At 38.2% G+C, this 15,424-nt stretch carries 13 protein-coding genes and 1 riboswitch; of the genes, 10 read left to right on the forward strand and 3 right to left on the reverse strand.

Features of this window, described 5'->3' with window-relative positions; genetic code table 11:
• Window positions 1–24: 24 nt before the first annotated feature.
• Both IGJ55_RS02285 and IGJ55_RS02290 read right to left on the reverse strand, forming a co-directional pair.
• On the reverse strand, window positions 25–1,617 hold the full coding sequence (locus IGJ55_RS02285) for an ABC transporter permease subunit (protein WP_430607236.1): 1,593 nt from the start codon (window positions 1,615–1,617) through the stop codon (window positions 25–27).
• A gap of 150 nt (window positions 1,618–1,767) precedes the next feature.
• Window positions 1,768–1,939, reverse strand: a riboswitch (Lysine riboswitch).
• Between the two features lie 370 nt (window positions 1,940–2,309).
• The gene (locus IGJ55_RS02290; RefSeq protein ID WP_069641226.1) at window positions 2,310–2,609 is read right to left on the reverse strand and encodes a hypothetical protein; all 300 of its coding nucleotides are present in this window, start codon (window positions 2,607–2,609) and stop codon (window positions 2,310–2,312) included.
• A 228-nt stretch (window positions 2,610–2,837) separates the two neighbouring features.
• On the opposite strand from IGJ55_RS02290, the gene IGJ55_RS02295 reads away from it, so the two are divergent.
• The 3 genes from IGJ55_RS02295 to IGJ55_RS02305 are packed head-to-tail and all read left to right on the forward strand — an operon-like array spanning window position 2,838 to window position 4,935.
• Entirely contained in the window at window positions 2,838–3,542 is a 705-nt protein-coding gene (locus IGJ55_RS02295; protein ID WP_430607238.1) for an NAD-dependent protein deacylase, read from the forward strand.
• A gap of 11 nt (window positions 3,543–3,553) precedes the next feature.
• Window positions 3,554–4,396 (forward strand): chorismate mutase, encoded by an 843-nt coding sequence (locus IGJ55_RS02300; protein WP_207121804.1) that lies wholly within the window; start codon window positions 3,554–3,556, stop codon window positions 4,394–4,396.
• A gap of 20 nt (window positions 4,397–4,416) precedes the next feature.
• Complete coding sequence (locus IGJ55_RS02305) at window positions 4,417–4,935, forward strand: transcription repressor NadR (protein WP_069641228.1); 519 nt, start codon at window positions 4,417–4,419, stop codon at window positions 4,933–4,935.
• Window positions 4,936–4,981: 46 nt separating this feature from the next.
• Here IGJ55_RS02305 and IGJ55_RS02310 read toward each other — a convergent pair whose 3' ends face one another.
• Window positions 4,982–5,962 carry an L-lactate dehydrogenase gene (locus IGJ55_RS02310; RefSeq protein WP_207121802.1) on the reverse strand — a complete coding sequence of 327 codons (981 nt, stop codon included), beginning with the start codon at window positions 5,960–5,962 and terminating at the stop codon, window positions 4,982–4,984.
• Window positions 5,963–6,350: 388 nt separating this feature from the next.
• Here IGJ55_RS02310 and pth point away from each other — a divergent pair, with 388 nt between their 5' ends.
• The 7 genes from pth to tilS all read left to right on the forward strand — a co-directional run bounded on the left by pth (window position 6,351) and on the right by tilS (window position 15,378).
• Window positions 6,351–6,917 carry an aminoacyl-tRNA hydrolase gene (gene pth, locus IGJ55_RS02315; protein WP_429950998.1) on the forward strand — a complete coding sequence of 189 codons (567 nt, stop codon included), beginning with the start codon at window positions 6,351–6,353 and terminating at the stop codon, window positions 6,915–6,917.
• Between the two features lie 398 nt (window positions 6,918–7,315).
• The gene (gene mfd / locus IGJ55_RS02320) at window positions 7,316–10,849 is read left to right on the forward strand and encodes a transcription-repair coupling factor (RefSeq protein WP_430607239.1); all 3,534 of its coding nucleotides are present in this window, start codon (window positions 7,316–7,318) and stop codon (window positions 10,847–10,849) included.
• Between the two features lie 137 nt (window positions 10,850–10,986).
• Complete coding sequence (locus IGJ55_RS02325) at window positions 10,987–12,573, forward strand: putative polysaccharide biosynthesis protein (protein ID WP_069641232.1); 1,587 nt, start codon at window positions 10,987–10,989, stop codon at window positions 12,571–12,573.
• 2 nt (window positions 12,574–12,575) lie between these two features.
• Complete coding sequence (locus tag IGJ55_RS02330) at window positions 12,576–12,851, forward strand: RNA-binding S4 domain-containing protein (RefSeq protein WP_430607240.1); 276 nt, start codon at window positions 12,576–12,578, stop codon at window positions 12,849–12,851.
• A 62-nt stretch (window positions 12,852–12,913) separates the two neighbouring features.
• Window positions 12,914–13,381, forward strand: coding sequence for an FtsB family cell division protein (locus IGJ55_RS02335; RefSeq protein ID WP_069641234.1), 468 nt, complete (start codon window positions 12,914–12,916; stop codon window positions 13,379–13,381).
• Window positions 13,382–13,424: 43 nt separating this feature from the next.
• Window positions 13,425–13,901: a S1 domain-containing RNA-binding protein gene (locus IGJ55_RS02340; protein WP_069641235.1), complete on the forward strand. Its 477-nt coding sequence runs from the start codon at window positions 13,425–13,427 to the stop codon at window positions 13,899–13,901.
• Between the two features lie 94 nt (window positions 13,902–13,995).
• Window positions 13,996–15,378 (forward strand): tRNA lysidine(34) synthetase TilS, encoded by a 1,383-nt coding sequence (gene tilS / locus IGJ55_RS02345; protein ID WP_430607242.1) that lies wholly within the window; start codon window positions 13,996–13,998, stop codon window positions 15,376–15,378.
• The last annotated feature ends 46 nt before the right edge of the window (window positions 15,379–15,424 follow it).

A 15,424-nucleotide genomic window follows, 5' to 3' on the forward strand; every position in this document is an offset into this window, starting at 1 on the left:
TTTCCTCCTAAATTTGAAAGCTCTTTAGCTTTCTTTTACGTTTTCTAGTTCTTCAACTTTGACATAAGCAGAAGGGCCGTCCATTTTCTTCTCGACTACACGTAAAACTCGTGTGATAGCATAGGTCATGATCAAGTACATGATCCCTACGATCGTAAATGTTTGGAAGAACTGGAAGTTTGCACCAGAGGCAGAATTTCCTTGGAAAAATAGATCAGCAACACCGATAACACTCAAAACGGCTGTATCTTTGATATTGATTACAAATTCATTCCCAGTAGCGGGTAAAATATTACGTAAAACTTGCGGCACAATGACTTTACGCATAGTTTGCCCATGTGTCATTCCAATGGCTTGTGCTGCTTCAAATTGTCCAGAATCAACAGCAAAAATCCCACCACGAACGATTTCCGACATGTAAGCTCCTGTATTGATGGAAACAATGAATAATGCCGCAACCGTTCGGTCTAAAGAAATGCCAAAAGCTAAAGCTAGACCATAGAAGATGACCATTGCCTGCACCATCATAGGTGTTCCGCGGAACACCTCAATATAAATTGAAAGCAAACCATTGCCTAATTTTTGGAAGAACCGTTTCACTTTGTTGTCGGATTCTGGAATCGTACGAACGACTCCAATCAATAAACCTAAAGCTGTTCCGACAAAGGTACCAATCAATGCGATAAACAAGGTTAAACCTGCACCGCGTAAGAACATACCGCCGTATTGATCCCAGATATTTTTAAAATCAGCTAGAACGCCAGTTTTTTCACTATCACTTGTTTCAGCCGCGGGTTGATCTTTCACTGCTTGATCCATGATTTTTGTGCGTTCTTCTGAAGAAATACCGGATAAAATTTGATTCACTTTAGCAATGTTTGGGTCTGCTTTACGCATACCAACTGCGATTTGAACATCTTCAGCATTGGTTTGGAAGCCATTTTCTTTAGAGAATTCGAGCATTTCCAACTCTTTATTCACACTTGTAGCGGTCACACCTTCAGGCCGTTCACTCACATAGCCATCGATCATACCAGAAGCCAATGCCGTTCTCATTGCTGAAAAGTTATCCATTGCTTGTTGTTTATTCACACCTGGAATTTGATCGATCACGCTATAATGGAAGGTATTTAACTGTGCTGTAACTTTAGCACCAGATAGATCCTTTAAGTTTTTAGCATCTGCAAATTTGCTTTTCTTCTGAACAACTACAACTAATTGTGATTCATAATAAGGATCAGTAAAATCAATTTCTTTGCGTCGTTCAGCCGTTGGGCTCATACCAGCAATAATCGCATCGATTTTTCCAGATTGCAGAGCAGGGGCTAGACCATCCCATTTTGTTTGAACGATCACGAGTTTTTTATCTAAGCCGGCAGCAATTTTTTTAGCGATTTGTACATCGTAGCCCCCTGCATAAGAAGAATTTCCTTGAATTGGTACAGCACCGTGTGCATCTGTTTTTTGGGACCAGTTGAACGGGGCGTAACCAGCCTCCATTCCAACACGGAATTCTCCGTTAGCCTCTGTTCCTTCTGCTTGACTAAAGACTGGAGCACAGAAAATAACTAAAATAAATGCAAATAACAAGCCAAGTGAAAATGATTTTTTGTTCATAATTGTCTTCCTTTCTTATACATCCTTGAATTTGTTTTACTATAATTCAGTTTAAAGAGTTTTGAAGAATACATTGAAACAGCTTCTTCTTTCACACAAAAAAACAACTATGCAAAATGCATAGTTGCCTATATCGTCAGGTACTCTCAACAAAAACATAGCGCAACTTAGCATCACTACTAAGACAGTCCGCAAGTTGTTCGCTTACGTCCCAACACATAACAGGGAGGCTGTTATGCATTTCGGCGATTTTTCCTAGACTTGTTTCGACGTGTCCTCTCACTCCACAAGCTTAATAAAAAACGCAACCTCTACCTCGATTTGAGGTACTATTTAATTATTCAATTCGAGTATAAAGTGTACGTTATTTACTTGGAAAAGTCAATTGCTTGTTTACCTAAGATTTGTTTGGAAATAATGGATTTCATGTCAATTGATTATAAAAAAACTTGGATAAACACAATTGTGGTAATCAGCGTTGTTTGTATTGTAGCTGTACTAGACATAAAGAATACAGAAGACCGTAGAACGGCTCGAGATGTTTTTTAGGGTAATAGTCCATTTGTTTCTAGTAGCTCAAAACAGAGTGTGAAAGATAAAATGATCGTGGTCATCCTAATTAATCAAAGAACAAGAAAAAAGCACTGAAAAGGAATACCTTTTCAGTACTTTTTGACAGTCAAAAAATATAATTAAGCTTTTGCTGCTTCTTTTGGTTCGCGGCCTAAAATAGCTTGTAAGACAGTTAAGACACCATATGAAGCTAAGATTGTGTAAATCAAGCTTGAATAAGTTGTAATATCGAAATCCCACGTTTTGTAAATCACTAAAACAATAGCCAAAATAATACCAGCAAGAACGTTAAAGAATGCAAACGCCCACAGATTTCCGTTTTCTTTGCGTGAAAGATAATAGATCGAAAACCATAAACTTAGAACACCCCAAGCAATGCAGACTAAAATAGCTGCCCAATAAATAATAAATGCTACCACGAAGTTTCACCTCACTTTTATACATTAAGTATTCTATCACGTTCTCTTTTGTTTGTCATGAAAAGACAGTGATAAAGCGGACATAATTAAAAGCTTTTCACCTGTTTTTAACGTGCAAAATTCGTGTCCTAATTAGCAAATATGAACGCAATTCTTTTTTATTTCTACGAATATGTTTTCTATCTCTTCCGTCTTTACGTTATAATGAAACTATTAGGAGATGAGACAATGCAAACAATTAATGAAACGAAAGCGATAAACCTGATCCAGCAAGCTAATCGTATTATTTTCTTAACAGGCGCGGGTGTGTCAACAGCCTCAGGCATCCCAGATTATCGCTCATTGTCTGGCATTTATCAAGGAATCGAACGACCTGAATATCTGTTAAGCCAGACTTGTATGATTGAGGAACCAGAAAAATTTTATTCATTTGTGCAAACATTATATCATCCTAATGCCAAACCAAATATCATCCATATGAAAATAGCAGAACTACAAAAAACTAAGAATGCATGGGTCGTTTCCCAAAATATAGACGGCCTCCATGCCAAAGCGAAAATGCAGCAGCTTGTTGATTTTCATGGAAACTTATATGATTGTTATTGTAGAAAATGTGGTCAAGCAGTTTCAGCAAAAGCTTATCTAACTTCTACAAGGCATGAGCAATGTGGTGGCCAAATTCGACCGAATATTGTTCTATATGAAGAAGGATTAGATGAAAAAGTAATAGCGGTATCGATCGAAGCTATAGCAAAAGCTGATCTGATCGTGATCGTTGGGACTAGCTTTCAAGTGCATCCGTTTTGTGATTTGATTCATTATGCAAATGACGCAGCTACACTTTTAGTGATTAATCAAACACCGATTCAATTAAATAGGGATGCTTATTTTTTAAAAGAAGATGCAGTGAAGGTCTTTGAAAATATAGGATAAGGAGCTTTAAAATGGAAGAAATTAAATCAGAACGACAAAAAATGATCGAGGGCGAACTTTATTTTGCTGGTGATCCAGAACTGGCAACAGCTCGCAAATTTGCAAGAGAACAGATGAAATTGATCAATAAAGAAGAAGACAGCCAAATCCGCCGCCAATTAGTGGAAGAAACCTTTGGAACAACTGGAACAGGTAGTTACATTGAACCATCAATTAGTTTTGATTATGGGTTTAATATTCATGTTGGTAAAAATTTTTATGCCAATTTTAATAGTATTTTCTTAGATATTTGTCCAATTACGATTGGGGACAATTGCATGTTTGGACCGAACGCTCAACTATATGCAGCCACACATCCTCTACATCCAGTCAAAAGAAATAGTGGGTTGGAATTTGGAAAACCCATCACGATTGGGGATAATGTTTGGCTTGGCGGTGGTGTTATCATCACTCCAGGTGTAACGCTAGGTAATAATGTGGTTGTAGCAGCAGGGGCTGTCGTAACCAAATCTTTTCCAGATAATTGTGTAATTGGCGGTAATCCTGCAAAAATCATCAAAGAAATTGAACTGGATGAGCCGAATCAGCCTCCTTTAACAATCCAACGCGATAAAATTGATACACTAGACAAAAAAATAGTTGCATTATTAGAAGAACGTATGGATGTAGTAGAAGCAATTGTTGCTATCAAAAAAACTGCTGACAAGCAGATATTAGATACCTCAAGAGAACAAGAAGTTTTAGAAAAAATCAATACGTATATCCAAAATGATGCGTACAAAGAAGTGATCAAAGAAACTTACCAAGGAATTATGGACGCATCAAAACATTTTCAGCAAAAACAGCTGGATTAAAAGAGCCAGGAGGGAATTGAATGGATGGTGTAAAAAGACGGGAAGCGATCTTACTTGAATTAGAATCAGCAGAAAAGCCTGTGAGTGCCAGTCGTTTTGCAAAAGAGTTCAAAGTCAGCCGCCAAATTGTGGTTGGAGATGTAGCCCTTTTAAGAGCTGCAGGTCATGATATTATCGCAACAGCTAGAGGATATCTGCTGGAAAAAGAAGAAAATAAACAAGGTATCATTCGGAAAATTGCCTGTCAGCACTCTCCCGAACAAACGGAAGAGGAATTACGAACAATTGTCTTTTTAGGTGGTGAGTTGCTTGATGTTGTGGTAGAGCATCCGATTTATGGTGAATTAACAGGAGGTTTGCATATCCGCACAGAAAAAGAGGTGAAAGCGTTCATCAAAGCATATCAAAAAAGTAGTGCGTCGCTATTATCCGAGTTGACCGGTGGTATCCATCTACATACGATACGTTGTGAAAGTGAAGACGCACTTAGCCGAATAAAAGAAGGGTTAGCCGAAAAAGGAATTTTGTATCAGGGCTAATAAAAAGCTCTATCAGAAATCATCTCGATTTCTGATAGAGCTTTTACTAATTATTTTCAGCTTCAAATTTTTCAAACGCTGACTTGATTACATCTTTCAAAGCGTTAGCAGAAGCGTTCATGCGATCTTTTTCTGAATCTGTCAACGGAATTTCGATCACTTGTTTGACTCCTTGGCGGTTGATCACAGCTGGTGCACCAATATAAATATCATTTTGTCCGTATTCACCATCTAAATAAACAGATAGGGGGAAGACAGAATCTTCATCATCTAGAATCGCTTTTGTAATTCGTGCTAAGGCAGCTGCGATTCCGTAGAAGGTTGCACCTTTTTTCTCAATGATTGAATAAGCCGCATCTCGTACATTGAAGAATAAGTTGACCATCGCTTCTTCATCGACGTCTGGATTATTTTTGACCCATTCGTAAATTTGCAACCCAGCTACATTGGCATGTGACCAAACTGGAAATTCAGTATCACCATGTTCTCCCAAAATATACGCATGGACATTACGGGCATCCACATCAACTAATTCAGCGATTGCTTGACGGAAACGAGCAGAATCTAGAGATGTTCCTGAACCGATAACGCGTTCTTTTGGAAATCCTGAGAATTTCCATGTAGAATAAGTTAAAATATCCACTGGATTGGCAGCGACTAAGAAGATGCCACTAAATCCAGAATCAACGATTGCAGTGACGATTTGTTTGTTGATCTTTAAATTTTTATGCACTAAATCGATTCGTGTTTCACCTGGTTTTTGTGCGGCACCTGCTGTTAAGACAACAAGGTCAGCATCGTGACAATCGTCATAAGTAGCGGCATAAATCTTTTTAGGAGAAGTAAAAGCTAATGCGTGAGATAAATCAGCGGCATCTCCTTCAGTTTTCTTTGTATCTATATCAATAATACCAACTTCTTGAGCAATATTTTGAGTGACTAAGGCAAAAGCATAACTAGATCCGACAGCGCCATCTCCAACTAAAATTACCTTTTGGTGGTCTTTGTTCCCAACTGCTGCAGTCATGTGTATCATTCCTTTCAGATAATTGTTTTATCACACTGATAATACCATCGTTTGTGAGGTTTGTCACGTTTTTTGTTTAGAAAAATAATACAGTTTTTAAAGGTGTTTCATAAGAAAACTCTTTCATGTGCGGTGTTTCACTATTTCTGTTTTTACCTATTTAGTTTGATTGGGAGAAAAGACAATTAAATTTTATGGCTTTTTTAACAACTTAAAAGATTCGGCAATCGATTGTTTTATGGTATAATTATAAAAAAACTGGGCAGAGGATTTTCCTGCCTGGGTATTTTGTGTTGGACAATGAATAAACAAGAAGGCAAAGAAGATTCTGTATTTTTTTTCTGAGAAGATTCCGTTTGCCGCAATGTTTTTATAAGGAGAATTATAGATGAAGATGATCGTTGGGTTAGGTAACCCAGGAAGTAAATACCAAGAAACAAAACATAATATTGGTTTTATTACGGTAGATGAAATTGCGCATCGTTATAATGCGACCTTCAATAAAAGTCAGTTTGAAGCAGATATTGCAGAATTTTTCATTGGAACTGAGAAAATCATGCTAGTCAAACCACTAACATTCATGAATGAGTCTGGCCGCTCTGTGGGTCCTTTAATGACTTATTATGGTGTAGAAGATGATGAGTTGATCGTGATCTATGACGACTTAGATTTAGAAACAGGGAAGATTCGTTTACGAGAGAAAGGCGGAGCAGGTGGGCACAATGGCATGAAAAGTTTGATTGCACACCTAGGTACAAACATATTTCCGAGAATCAAGATCGGTATTGGTCGTCCAATTGGGAGCAATACGGTTGTTCATCATGTATTGACAGGGTTCCCTAAAGACAAATATGAAGAGATTTTACTAGCGGTGAAAAGCGCAGCAGATGCGGCAATCTATGCTTGTGAAGGCCATACGTTTGTTGACACGATGAATCAATTTAATGGGAAATAAGTGAAATAGGAAGTTTTATCTAGCTTTGCAGGCTAGTCTTTCAGAAAAAAGATAAAATCTGATTGTGGCAAAAGACGCCACCCTCATATTTTTCTATTTTTCAATCAAGACTGGAAGAGCCTGTTCAGCTTTTATAGTTATCTAGCTTTGCAGGCTAGTCTTTCAGAAAAAAGATAAAATCTGATTGTGGCAAAAGACGCCACCCTCATATTTTTCTATTTTTCAATCAAGACTGGGAGAGCCTGTTCAGCTTTTATAGTTATCTAGCTTTGCAGGCTAGTCTTTCAGAAAAAAGATAAAATCTGATTGTGGCAAGAGACGCCACCCTCATACTTTTCTATTTTTCAATCAAGACTGGGAGAGCCTGTTCAGCTTTTAAATTTTAGGAGGAGTCTGACGTGAACATCATTGAACGAATTGGTGCAAGTGAACTAGCCCGAGATTGGCAAAAGCAATTAACAGGGAATACCCGCCAGTTGATTACAGGGTTAGCCGGCTCTGCAAAAACATTAGTCATGACCAGTGGCTTTAAAGAGAAGAATAAAAAAATCGTTGTTGCCGTTCCAAATCTTTACTATGGAAACCAATTAGTCGAAGATTTTCGTAATATTTTGTCAGATGAAGAAGTCTATATCTTTCCTGTTGATGAGGTGTTATCAGCTGAAATGGCCTTTTCTTCACCAGAAGCCAGAGCTGAAAGAGTGGCGGCACTTAATTTTCTTTTGACCGATCAAGCAGGGATTATCGTTGTTCCAGTAGCCGGGTTAAGGAAATATTTACCAAGTAAACAAACTTGGGAAAAGGCTCAGCTTCATTGGGAGCTTGGTGGCGAAATCGAGTTAGATACATTAGCGCAGCAATTAGTTTTGATGGGCTATGAGCGCCAATCCTTAGTAGGAAAACCAGGGGATTTTAGTATTCGCGGTAGTATTGTCGATGTTTATCCATTGAATTCAGAATATCCAGTAAGAGCGGAATTGTTTGATATTGAGATCGATTCGCTCCGTTACTTTGAAGCAGATACACAACGTTCGGTCGGGCCTATTGAATCTGTCACACTTTCACCAATGACAGACTTGGTTTTTTCTAAAGACGATTTGATCCATGGGGAAAAAGAGCTGACGAAAGCATTGGAGAAACGAGTAGCAATTGCTAAAGATGCGTCTGAAAAAGGGTTTCTAGAAGACTATTTTGGACAGTTGGCAAGTTCTTGGAGTCAAGGGATTCCCACAGATACGGCTCATTACTATACAGATCTACTGTATGAAAATAAAACGACCTTACTTGATTATTTAACAGAAGATAGTTTGGTTTTTATTGATGACTATGCGCGTATTTTAGAAGCAGAACGTGAAATTATTCGGGAAGAAAATGAATGGCAAGTGCTTAAACTAGAAGAAATGCGTATTTTTCCTGAGCAGACTTTTGGTGTAGAGTTTCACGAGCAAGTACGCAAAATGACGTTCTCAACAACTTTCTTTTCACTATTTCAAAAGGGTATGGGCAATCTGCGTTTCCAAGCGGTTCATAATTTTCAATATCGTTCGATGCAGCAATTCTTTGGTCAAATGCCCCTACTAAAAACGGAAATGGACCGTTGGCAAAAACAGGATCAGACGGTTATTGTTTTTGTTCCGACAAAAGAACGTAGTCAAAAAGTGGAAGAATTGTTTCGTGATTTTGCTATTTCAAGTGTGACCGCCTCAGCTGATAAATTAATAGAAGGTAAAATTCAAATCGTTGAAGGGGCGCTGCAATCTGGGTTTGAGTTGCCAGTAGAAAAAATTGTTGCGATCACTGAAAAAGAAATTTTCCACACAACGACGAAAAAAAGAGCAAGGCGTCAAACTGTTTCGAATGCAGAACGCTTGAAAAGCTATAGCGATCTGAAAACAGGAGATTATGTGGTTCATGCCAATCATGGGATCGGAAAATATATTGGGATGCAGACGTTGGAAGTGGATGGTGTCCATCAAGACTACATCACGATTTTATACCAAAACGATGATAAACTATTCATTCCTGTTACGCAGTTGAACCTGATTCAAAAGTTTGTAGCTTCTGAAGCGAAATCACCAAAAGTTAATAAATTGGGTGGTAGCGAATGGAGTAAAACAAAACGCAAAGTTACATCTAAAATTGAAGATATTGCAGACGATTTGATTCAACTTTATGCGTCAAGAGAGTCTGAGAAAGGCTATGCTTTTCCACCAGATGATGCTTATCAGAAAGAATTTGAAGATGCTTTTCCCTATAGCGAAACAGATGATCAGCTGAGAAGTACGGCCGAAATCAAACACGACATGGAAAAAACGCGCCCAATGGATCGTCTATTGGTTGGCGATGTTGGCTACGGTAAGACAGAAGTCGCTTTACGGGCCGCATTTAAAGCAATCAACAATAATAAACAAGTGGCCTTTTTGGTTCCAACAACAATTTTAGCTCAGCAACATTACGAAACAATGTTGGATCGATTTGAAGGTTTCCCGGTAGAAGTCGGTTTATTGAGCCGCTTTAGAACGAAAAAACAACAAAATGAAACGATTGAAAAAATCAAACATGGTCAAGTCGATATTGTCGTAGGAACTCACCGCCTGCTTTCTCAAGATGTGAATTTTAGTGATTTAGGCTTGCTGGTGATCGATGAGGAACAGCGTTTTGGTGTGAAGCATAAAGAGCGATTGAAACAATTAAGGGCGCAAGTCGATGTTTTAACACTGACTGCAACACCGATACCTAGAACACTGCATATGTCGATGCTCGGCGTACGTGATCTATCTGTTATCGAGACGCCGCCTGAAAATCGTTATCCGATCCAAACGTACGTCATGGAAAATAATCCAGGAGCAATTAGAGAGGCCATCGAAAGAGAAATGGCTCGTGATGGGCAAGTTTTTTATCTATACAATCGAGTAGATACGATCGAGCAAAAGGTTGAAGAAATTCAAGCATTGGTTCCAGAAGCGAGGATTGCTTATGCACATGGTCAGATGACGGAAGTGCAATTAGAGAACACCTTATTCGATTTTATTGAACGGCAATATGATGTATTAGTGACAACGACAATCATTGAAACGGGTGTAGACATTCCTAATGCCAATACTTTATTTGTAGAAAATGCTGATTACATGGGGCTGTCCACCTTGTATCAATTACGAGGTAGGGTTGGTCGAAGTAATCGGGTAGCGTATGCCTATTTTATGTACGAACAACAAAAGATTTTAAATGAAGTGAGTGAAAAACGTTTAGAAGCGATCAAGGATTTCACCGAGTTAGGTTCAGGGTTTAAAATTGCGATGCGCGATTTATCAATACGTGGTGCAGGGAATCTATTAGGTGCACAGCAACATGGCTTTATTGATTCTGTTGGGTTTGATATGTACTCTCAAATGCTTTCAGAAGCAGTTGCTCGCAAACAAGGGAAAAATATCCAAGATCAAAAAACATCAGTTGAGATCGATTTGGGGATCGATGCCTACTTACCGACAAGCTATATCGATGATGAACGTCAAAAAATTGAAATTTACAAACGGATCCGTCAATTGGAAAATATGGATATGTATGATGAACTAGAAGCAGATCTACTGGATCGCTTTGGCGAATACCCAGACGAAGTTGCTCATTTATTGACGACAGGACGAATTAAAATGGATGGGGATCGAGCATTAATAGAAACGATCCGTAAACGACAACAAGAAATCATCTTTACACTAAGTAAGATTGGCACTAAAACATATAATGTAGAACAAATTTTTGAAGCCTTGTCCAACACACAATTAAAAGCAGATCTTGCAGTAGATAATGAAAAAATGTCTATTCGCTTGAAAGTGCCTAAAGATATGAAGGAAGCCGCTTGGCTGCAAGAAGTGGCGTTGTTTACTACAGCTTTGAGACAGGAAAAATATAAAACTGTAGCTGTTGAAGAATCATAGAAAAAGACAAGATGGATAGTTTAGTGCTTTGAAAAAAAGGGAACATCTGATTGTGATAAAAAAGCTTCACACTCACATTCATCTATTTTTAAGTGAAGCAAAATAAGCTCATTCAGCCTTTAGATTGGAGGTCAACTATGGCACATAAGGAAATGCGGACGATGATGCAAGGCGCGGTTGTTTTAACGGTAGCATCATTTATCGCCAAAGTGTTGAGTGCAGTTTATCGGGTACCGTTTCAAAATTTAGTTGGGGATGAAGGGTTTTACGTCTATCAACAAGTTTATCCGATTTATGGTATAGCAATGACTTTAGCATTATCAGGACTGCCGCAATTTATTTCTAAAATCGTAGCAGAACAACCAGAAATCAGTGAGCAGAAAAAAGTATTGCAACAACTTTTTCCTTTTGTTTTTATTTTGGCGGGTTTATGTTGGGCCTTCTTCTTTTTCGGTAGCTATGAAATTGCGTATATGATGGGAGACTTGAAATTGTCCTCTTTGATCCAAGTTGTCTCATTTACCTTTTTGCTAGTTCCAGTATTGTCATTTTATCGTGGAAATTTCCAAGGACATTTAAGGATGATTCCAAGTGCCGTTTCACAAGTGGTAGAACAGCTCGTTCGAGTTGGTGTGATTTTAGTTGCGGCGTACTCATTTTCTAAGTTTGGCTGGTCAGTTTATCAGACTGGAACCATTGCAATGGCTGGTGCGCTTTTAGGCGGCGTAGTTGCTGCAGGAATTTTGTGGTATTATGATCGAAAGATTCGGATAGGCAGTTCTGCTTATCTGACTCAATGGAGATGGTCAAGGAATTCAGGGAGCTTGTTTAGACGTTTGCTAGTAGAAGGCGGTATTGTTTCTTTGTATAGTGCCTTTTTAATTCTTTTTCAGTTGGTCGATTCATTTGTTGTAAAGAATACACTGGTTATTTCTGGGATAAGTGATTCTGCAGCAAAGATTGATAAAGGTGTGTATGATCGTGGTCAGCCGCTCGTTCAATTAGGCTTGGTTGTTGCATTGGCGTTGAGCTCCAGTTTTTTACCAACGCTAACAAAATATTTTGTTAGTCAAGAGCAAGGACGCTTTTTGCAAGCGGCTAAAGTCTTTTTACGTTTGACAACGACCGTTGCAGCTGCTGCTTCATTAGGTTTAGTATTACTGCTCCCATACATGAATTTTGCTTTGTTTAAGGACTATCATGGCAATGGGGTCTTAGGCATCTATGTTTGGTCCATTGCATTTATGGCAGTGATTCAAGCCTATCAAAGTATTTTACAGAGCCGTAATCAGTTTGTGACAGCAATAGTTGCTGCATGTGCGGGTCTTTTGGTAAAACTTATTTCCACAAGTCCACTGACATATTCATGGGGGACAGTAGGTGCAAGTCTTTCTACGATTGCAGGATTGATTACTACGCTCATTTTCTTGATGCTTTTTTCTAAAAACGAGATTAACCGTTTTGTTATAGAACATCGCTTTTTCAAAAAACTAATGATCAGTTTAGCGACAATGGGTATTGTATTGATCTGTTATCAAGGTGTGATTGCGTTGTTTCTTGGAACGGTCGACCACCGAGGTCAGGCGTTGATCTTTACATTAGTGGGCGTTTTAATTGGTGCAGGAACATTTATTTACAGTATCATCAAAATAAAGTTATTTACTGTACGGGAATGGCTGACATTACCGTTTGGAGCAAAAATATTAAGAATGAAGAGGAAATAATTATGCGTTTAGATAAATTTTTAAAAGTTTCACGTATTATTAAAAGAAGACCTGTAGCAAAAGAAGTTGCTGATAAGGGGCGGATTCAAATCAATGGCATCTTGGCGAAATCATCGAGTAATGTAAAAATTGGGGATCAAGTTCGAATCCAATTTGGCAATAAAATCTTAGAAATCGAAGTACTCGAGCTTCGTGATTCAACGAAAAAAGATGATGCAGAAAAGATGTATCAGATTATTTCAGAGAAAAGAGTCGAAAATAGTGAGAATTTAGATTAGACAAGCTTCTTAGATGTTGGTATAATAAACTGGACAAACCAAAAACGAGTGGAGCGGAAAACATGGGAAAAAAGAAAAAAGACATGGAGAAAGTTGCTGCATTAGATAATGAGTATACTAAAGAACAGTATGCTGAATTTCAAAAACAGCAAAAGCAGTTGATTTTCAGACGCCGACGTTTGGCAGTTGTTTTTCTCGTGGCGTTTGTGATTTTTATCGTTTCAGGGATGCAGCTAATGAAGGATTATCAACAATTGAGTGCTTTCAAAAAGCAGCACACAGAAGCGGTTGCTGAATCCGCAGAAGCTGATAAGAAGTTAAATCGTTTGGAACAAGACGTGGCCCTTTTAAGAGATGATGATTACGTAGCGAAGTTGGCTCGTAGCCGTTTTTATGTTTCAAAAGAAGGCGAACAAATCTATAACATTCCAGAGTTAGGCGGAACGACTAGCTCCAGCAATGAACAAAAAGAATCATCACAAGAGAGTCAATCACAGTCTCATTCAACTGAAAAACAATCAGGCGAATAACTGCAGATATAATAGGGTAAATAATAGGAGGAACATTTTTTTTATGTCAATTGAAGTAGGAGCGAAGTTGCCAGGAAAAGTGTCTGGTATCACTAATTTTGGTGCCTTCATCGATCTAGGTGAAGGAAAAACAGGGTTGGTTCACATTAGTGAAGTATCAAATGGATTTGTAAAAGATATCCATGATGTGTTGACCGTAGGAGATGAAGTAACTGTAAAAGTTACCTCAGTCGGTGATGACGGTAAAGTAGGCTTATCGATTCGTAAAGCTCAAGAACAAGCAGCAGAACCAAAACGTGAATATCAACGTCGTGATAACAATGAGCATCAAGGCAATCGTGATCGGAATCAACGTCCAGCACCTAAAAAACAATTTACAAGAGCACAACCGATGAATAATTCAAAACAAGATTTTGATTCATTGATGAGCTCATTTTTGAAAGATAGTGATGATCGTTTAACTTCACTGAAACGGAATACTGAAGGCAAACGTGGCGGACGCGGTGGACGTCGTAATTAACGAATAGATAATTGAAGCTGAGCGAAAGCTCGGCTTTTATGTTTGGTGCAGTTTTTGTGGAAGTCTATAAACTAAGGAACGAAGAGGTGAGTAGATGTTTCGAGAATTTTATGATCATTGTAAAAACAATGCGTACTGGCAACCAAACCAAAAATTACTATTAGCAATTTCTGGTGGAGTTGATTCGATGGTATTATTAGAACTCATGCGAAAGGCGGCGCAAAAAGACTGCTTAAAATTGATTGTCGCCCATGTCGATCACCGCTTACGATTAGAATCAGTAGAAGAAGCATTATACTTGAGTGAGTACTGCCAACAAAAAGGGATTTCATACTATAGTAAAGTGTGGGAAGAAGTTGACAAGTCAAAAAATACAGAGGCTCGTGCCCGCAATTTTCGCTATACTTTTTTTTCTGAAATTATGGAACAAGAAAATATTTCTACGCTTTTGACTGCTCACCATAGCGATGATCAAGCTGAAACGATTTTGATGAAATTGGTAAGAGGAAGTGCACTATCAAATTTAGTTGGGATCAGAGCGAGACGACCCTTTGGTGGTGGTGAATTGATTCGACCTTTCTTAATTTTTTCCAAAGAACAGTTGGAACAGTTTGCTAAACAATCAGGAATTGTGTATTTTGAAGATCGTTCTAATCAAAGCGATACCTATCTGCGTAATCGTATGAGGCATCAGGTTATCCCTATTTTAAAACAGGAAAATCCAAATTTCTTACAGCATATCACTGATTTTAGTGAGCAACTTACTTTAGCTGACGAGCTTATTCAGTCTGTTATTGAACCAAAGTATGAGCGTTGGGTAAAAAAAACAGCAGAAGGTTGGGCATGTCAATTATCAGAACTAAGGCGGGAAGAAAGAAGTGTTCAACTTTTTTTCTTAATGTTTTTTTTCCAACGAACAATTGTTTCACAAGGTGTGCTAATCAGTCAAGCGCAGCTTCAACAACTACTAAAACTGCTCAATCAGCCAGCCCCCCAATTGATGATGGATATCGAACAAGGTTGGCAAATAGTAAAAGAATACAATGTTGTCCATCTAAAGAAAAATCAGCTGAATTATAAAGAAGGCCCCTTTTTTTTATGTGAAAATGAGCAAGTTTTTCTTTCTGAAAATGAATGGCTAGGATTGGAAACGACAGAAGAAAAAATACAGCAGCCAGAAACAATAAAAAATTGGTCAGAGCATTCGTTACTCATAAGCGGGCAAACGAGATTACCATTAACGATCCGTCATCGTAAAAATGGTGACAGAATATCGATGACGCCTGACTTAACGAAAAGAGTGAATCGGATATTTATTGATCAAAAAGTTCCAAATTTGCTCAGAGATCAAGCTTGGATCATTCTTTCGGCGCAAGATCAGATTATTTGGGTTCCTCTTTTTGTAAATTCCTATTTGAGTATTCCGAAAGAAACTGATAAAATACTCTACAGGCTCCTTTATAAAATAAAAGAGTAAGGAATAGAAAATGCTTTTATTCAAAGCAACAAAATAATATAAAAAT

This window comes from Enterococcus sp. AZ170 (assembly GCF_050545135.1).
Classification (GTDB): domain Bacteria; phylum Bacillota; class Bacilli; order Lactobacillales; family Enterococcaceae; genus Enterococcus_L; species Enterococcus_L ureilyticus.

Bases quoted from the DNA above. Each gene is read 5' to 3' on its own strand.
- IGJ55_RS02340 (WP_069641235.1), top strand. From the start codon at position 13,425: ATGTCAATTGAAGTAGGAGCGAAGTTGCCAGGAAAAGTGTCTGGTATC.
- IGJ55_RS02330 (WP_430607240.1), top strand. From the start codon at position 12,576: ATGCGTTTAGATAAATTTTTAAAAGTTTCACGTATTATTAAAAGAAGA.
- tilS (WP_430607242.1), top strand. From the start codon at position 13,996: ATGTTTCGAGAATTTTATGATCATTGTAAAAACAATGCGTACTGGCAA.
- IGJ55_RS02285 (WP_430607236.1), bottom strand. From the start codon at position 1,617: ATGAACAAAAAATCATTTTCACTTGGCTTGTTATTTGCATTTATTTTA.
- IGJ55_RS02300 (WP_207121804.1), top strand. From the start codon at position 3,554: ATGGAAGAAATTAAATCAGAACGACAAAAAATGATCGAGGGCGAACTT.
- IGJ55_RS02310 (WP_207121802.1), bottom strand. From the start codon at position 5,962: ATGACTGCAGCAGTTGGGAACAAAGACCACCAAAAGGTAATTTTAGTT.
- pth (WP_429950998.1), top strand. From the start codon at position 6,351: ATGAAGATGATCGTTGGGTTAGGTAACCCAGGAAGTAAATACCAAGAA.
- IGJ55_RS02295 (WP_430607238.1), top strand. From the start codon at position 2,838: ATGCAAACAATTAATGAAACGAAAGCGATAAACCTGATCCAGCAAGCT.
- IGJ55_RS02335 (WP_069641234.1), top strand. From the start codon at position 12,914: ATGGGAAAAAAGAAAAAAGACATGGAGAAAGTTGCTGCATTAGATAAT.
- IGJ55_RS02305 (WP_069641228.1), top strand. From the start codon at position 4,417: ATGGATGGTGTAAAAAGACGGGAAGCGATCTTACTTGAATTAGAATCA.
- IGJ55_RS02325 (WP_069641232.1), top strand. From the start codon at position 10,987: ATGGCACATAAGGAAATGCGGACGATGATGCAAGGCGCGGTTGTTTTA.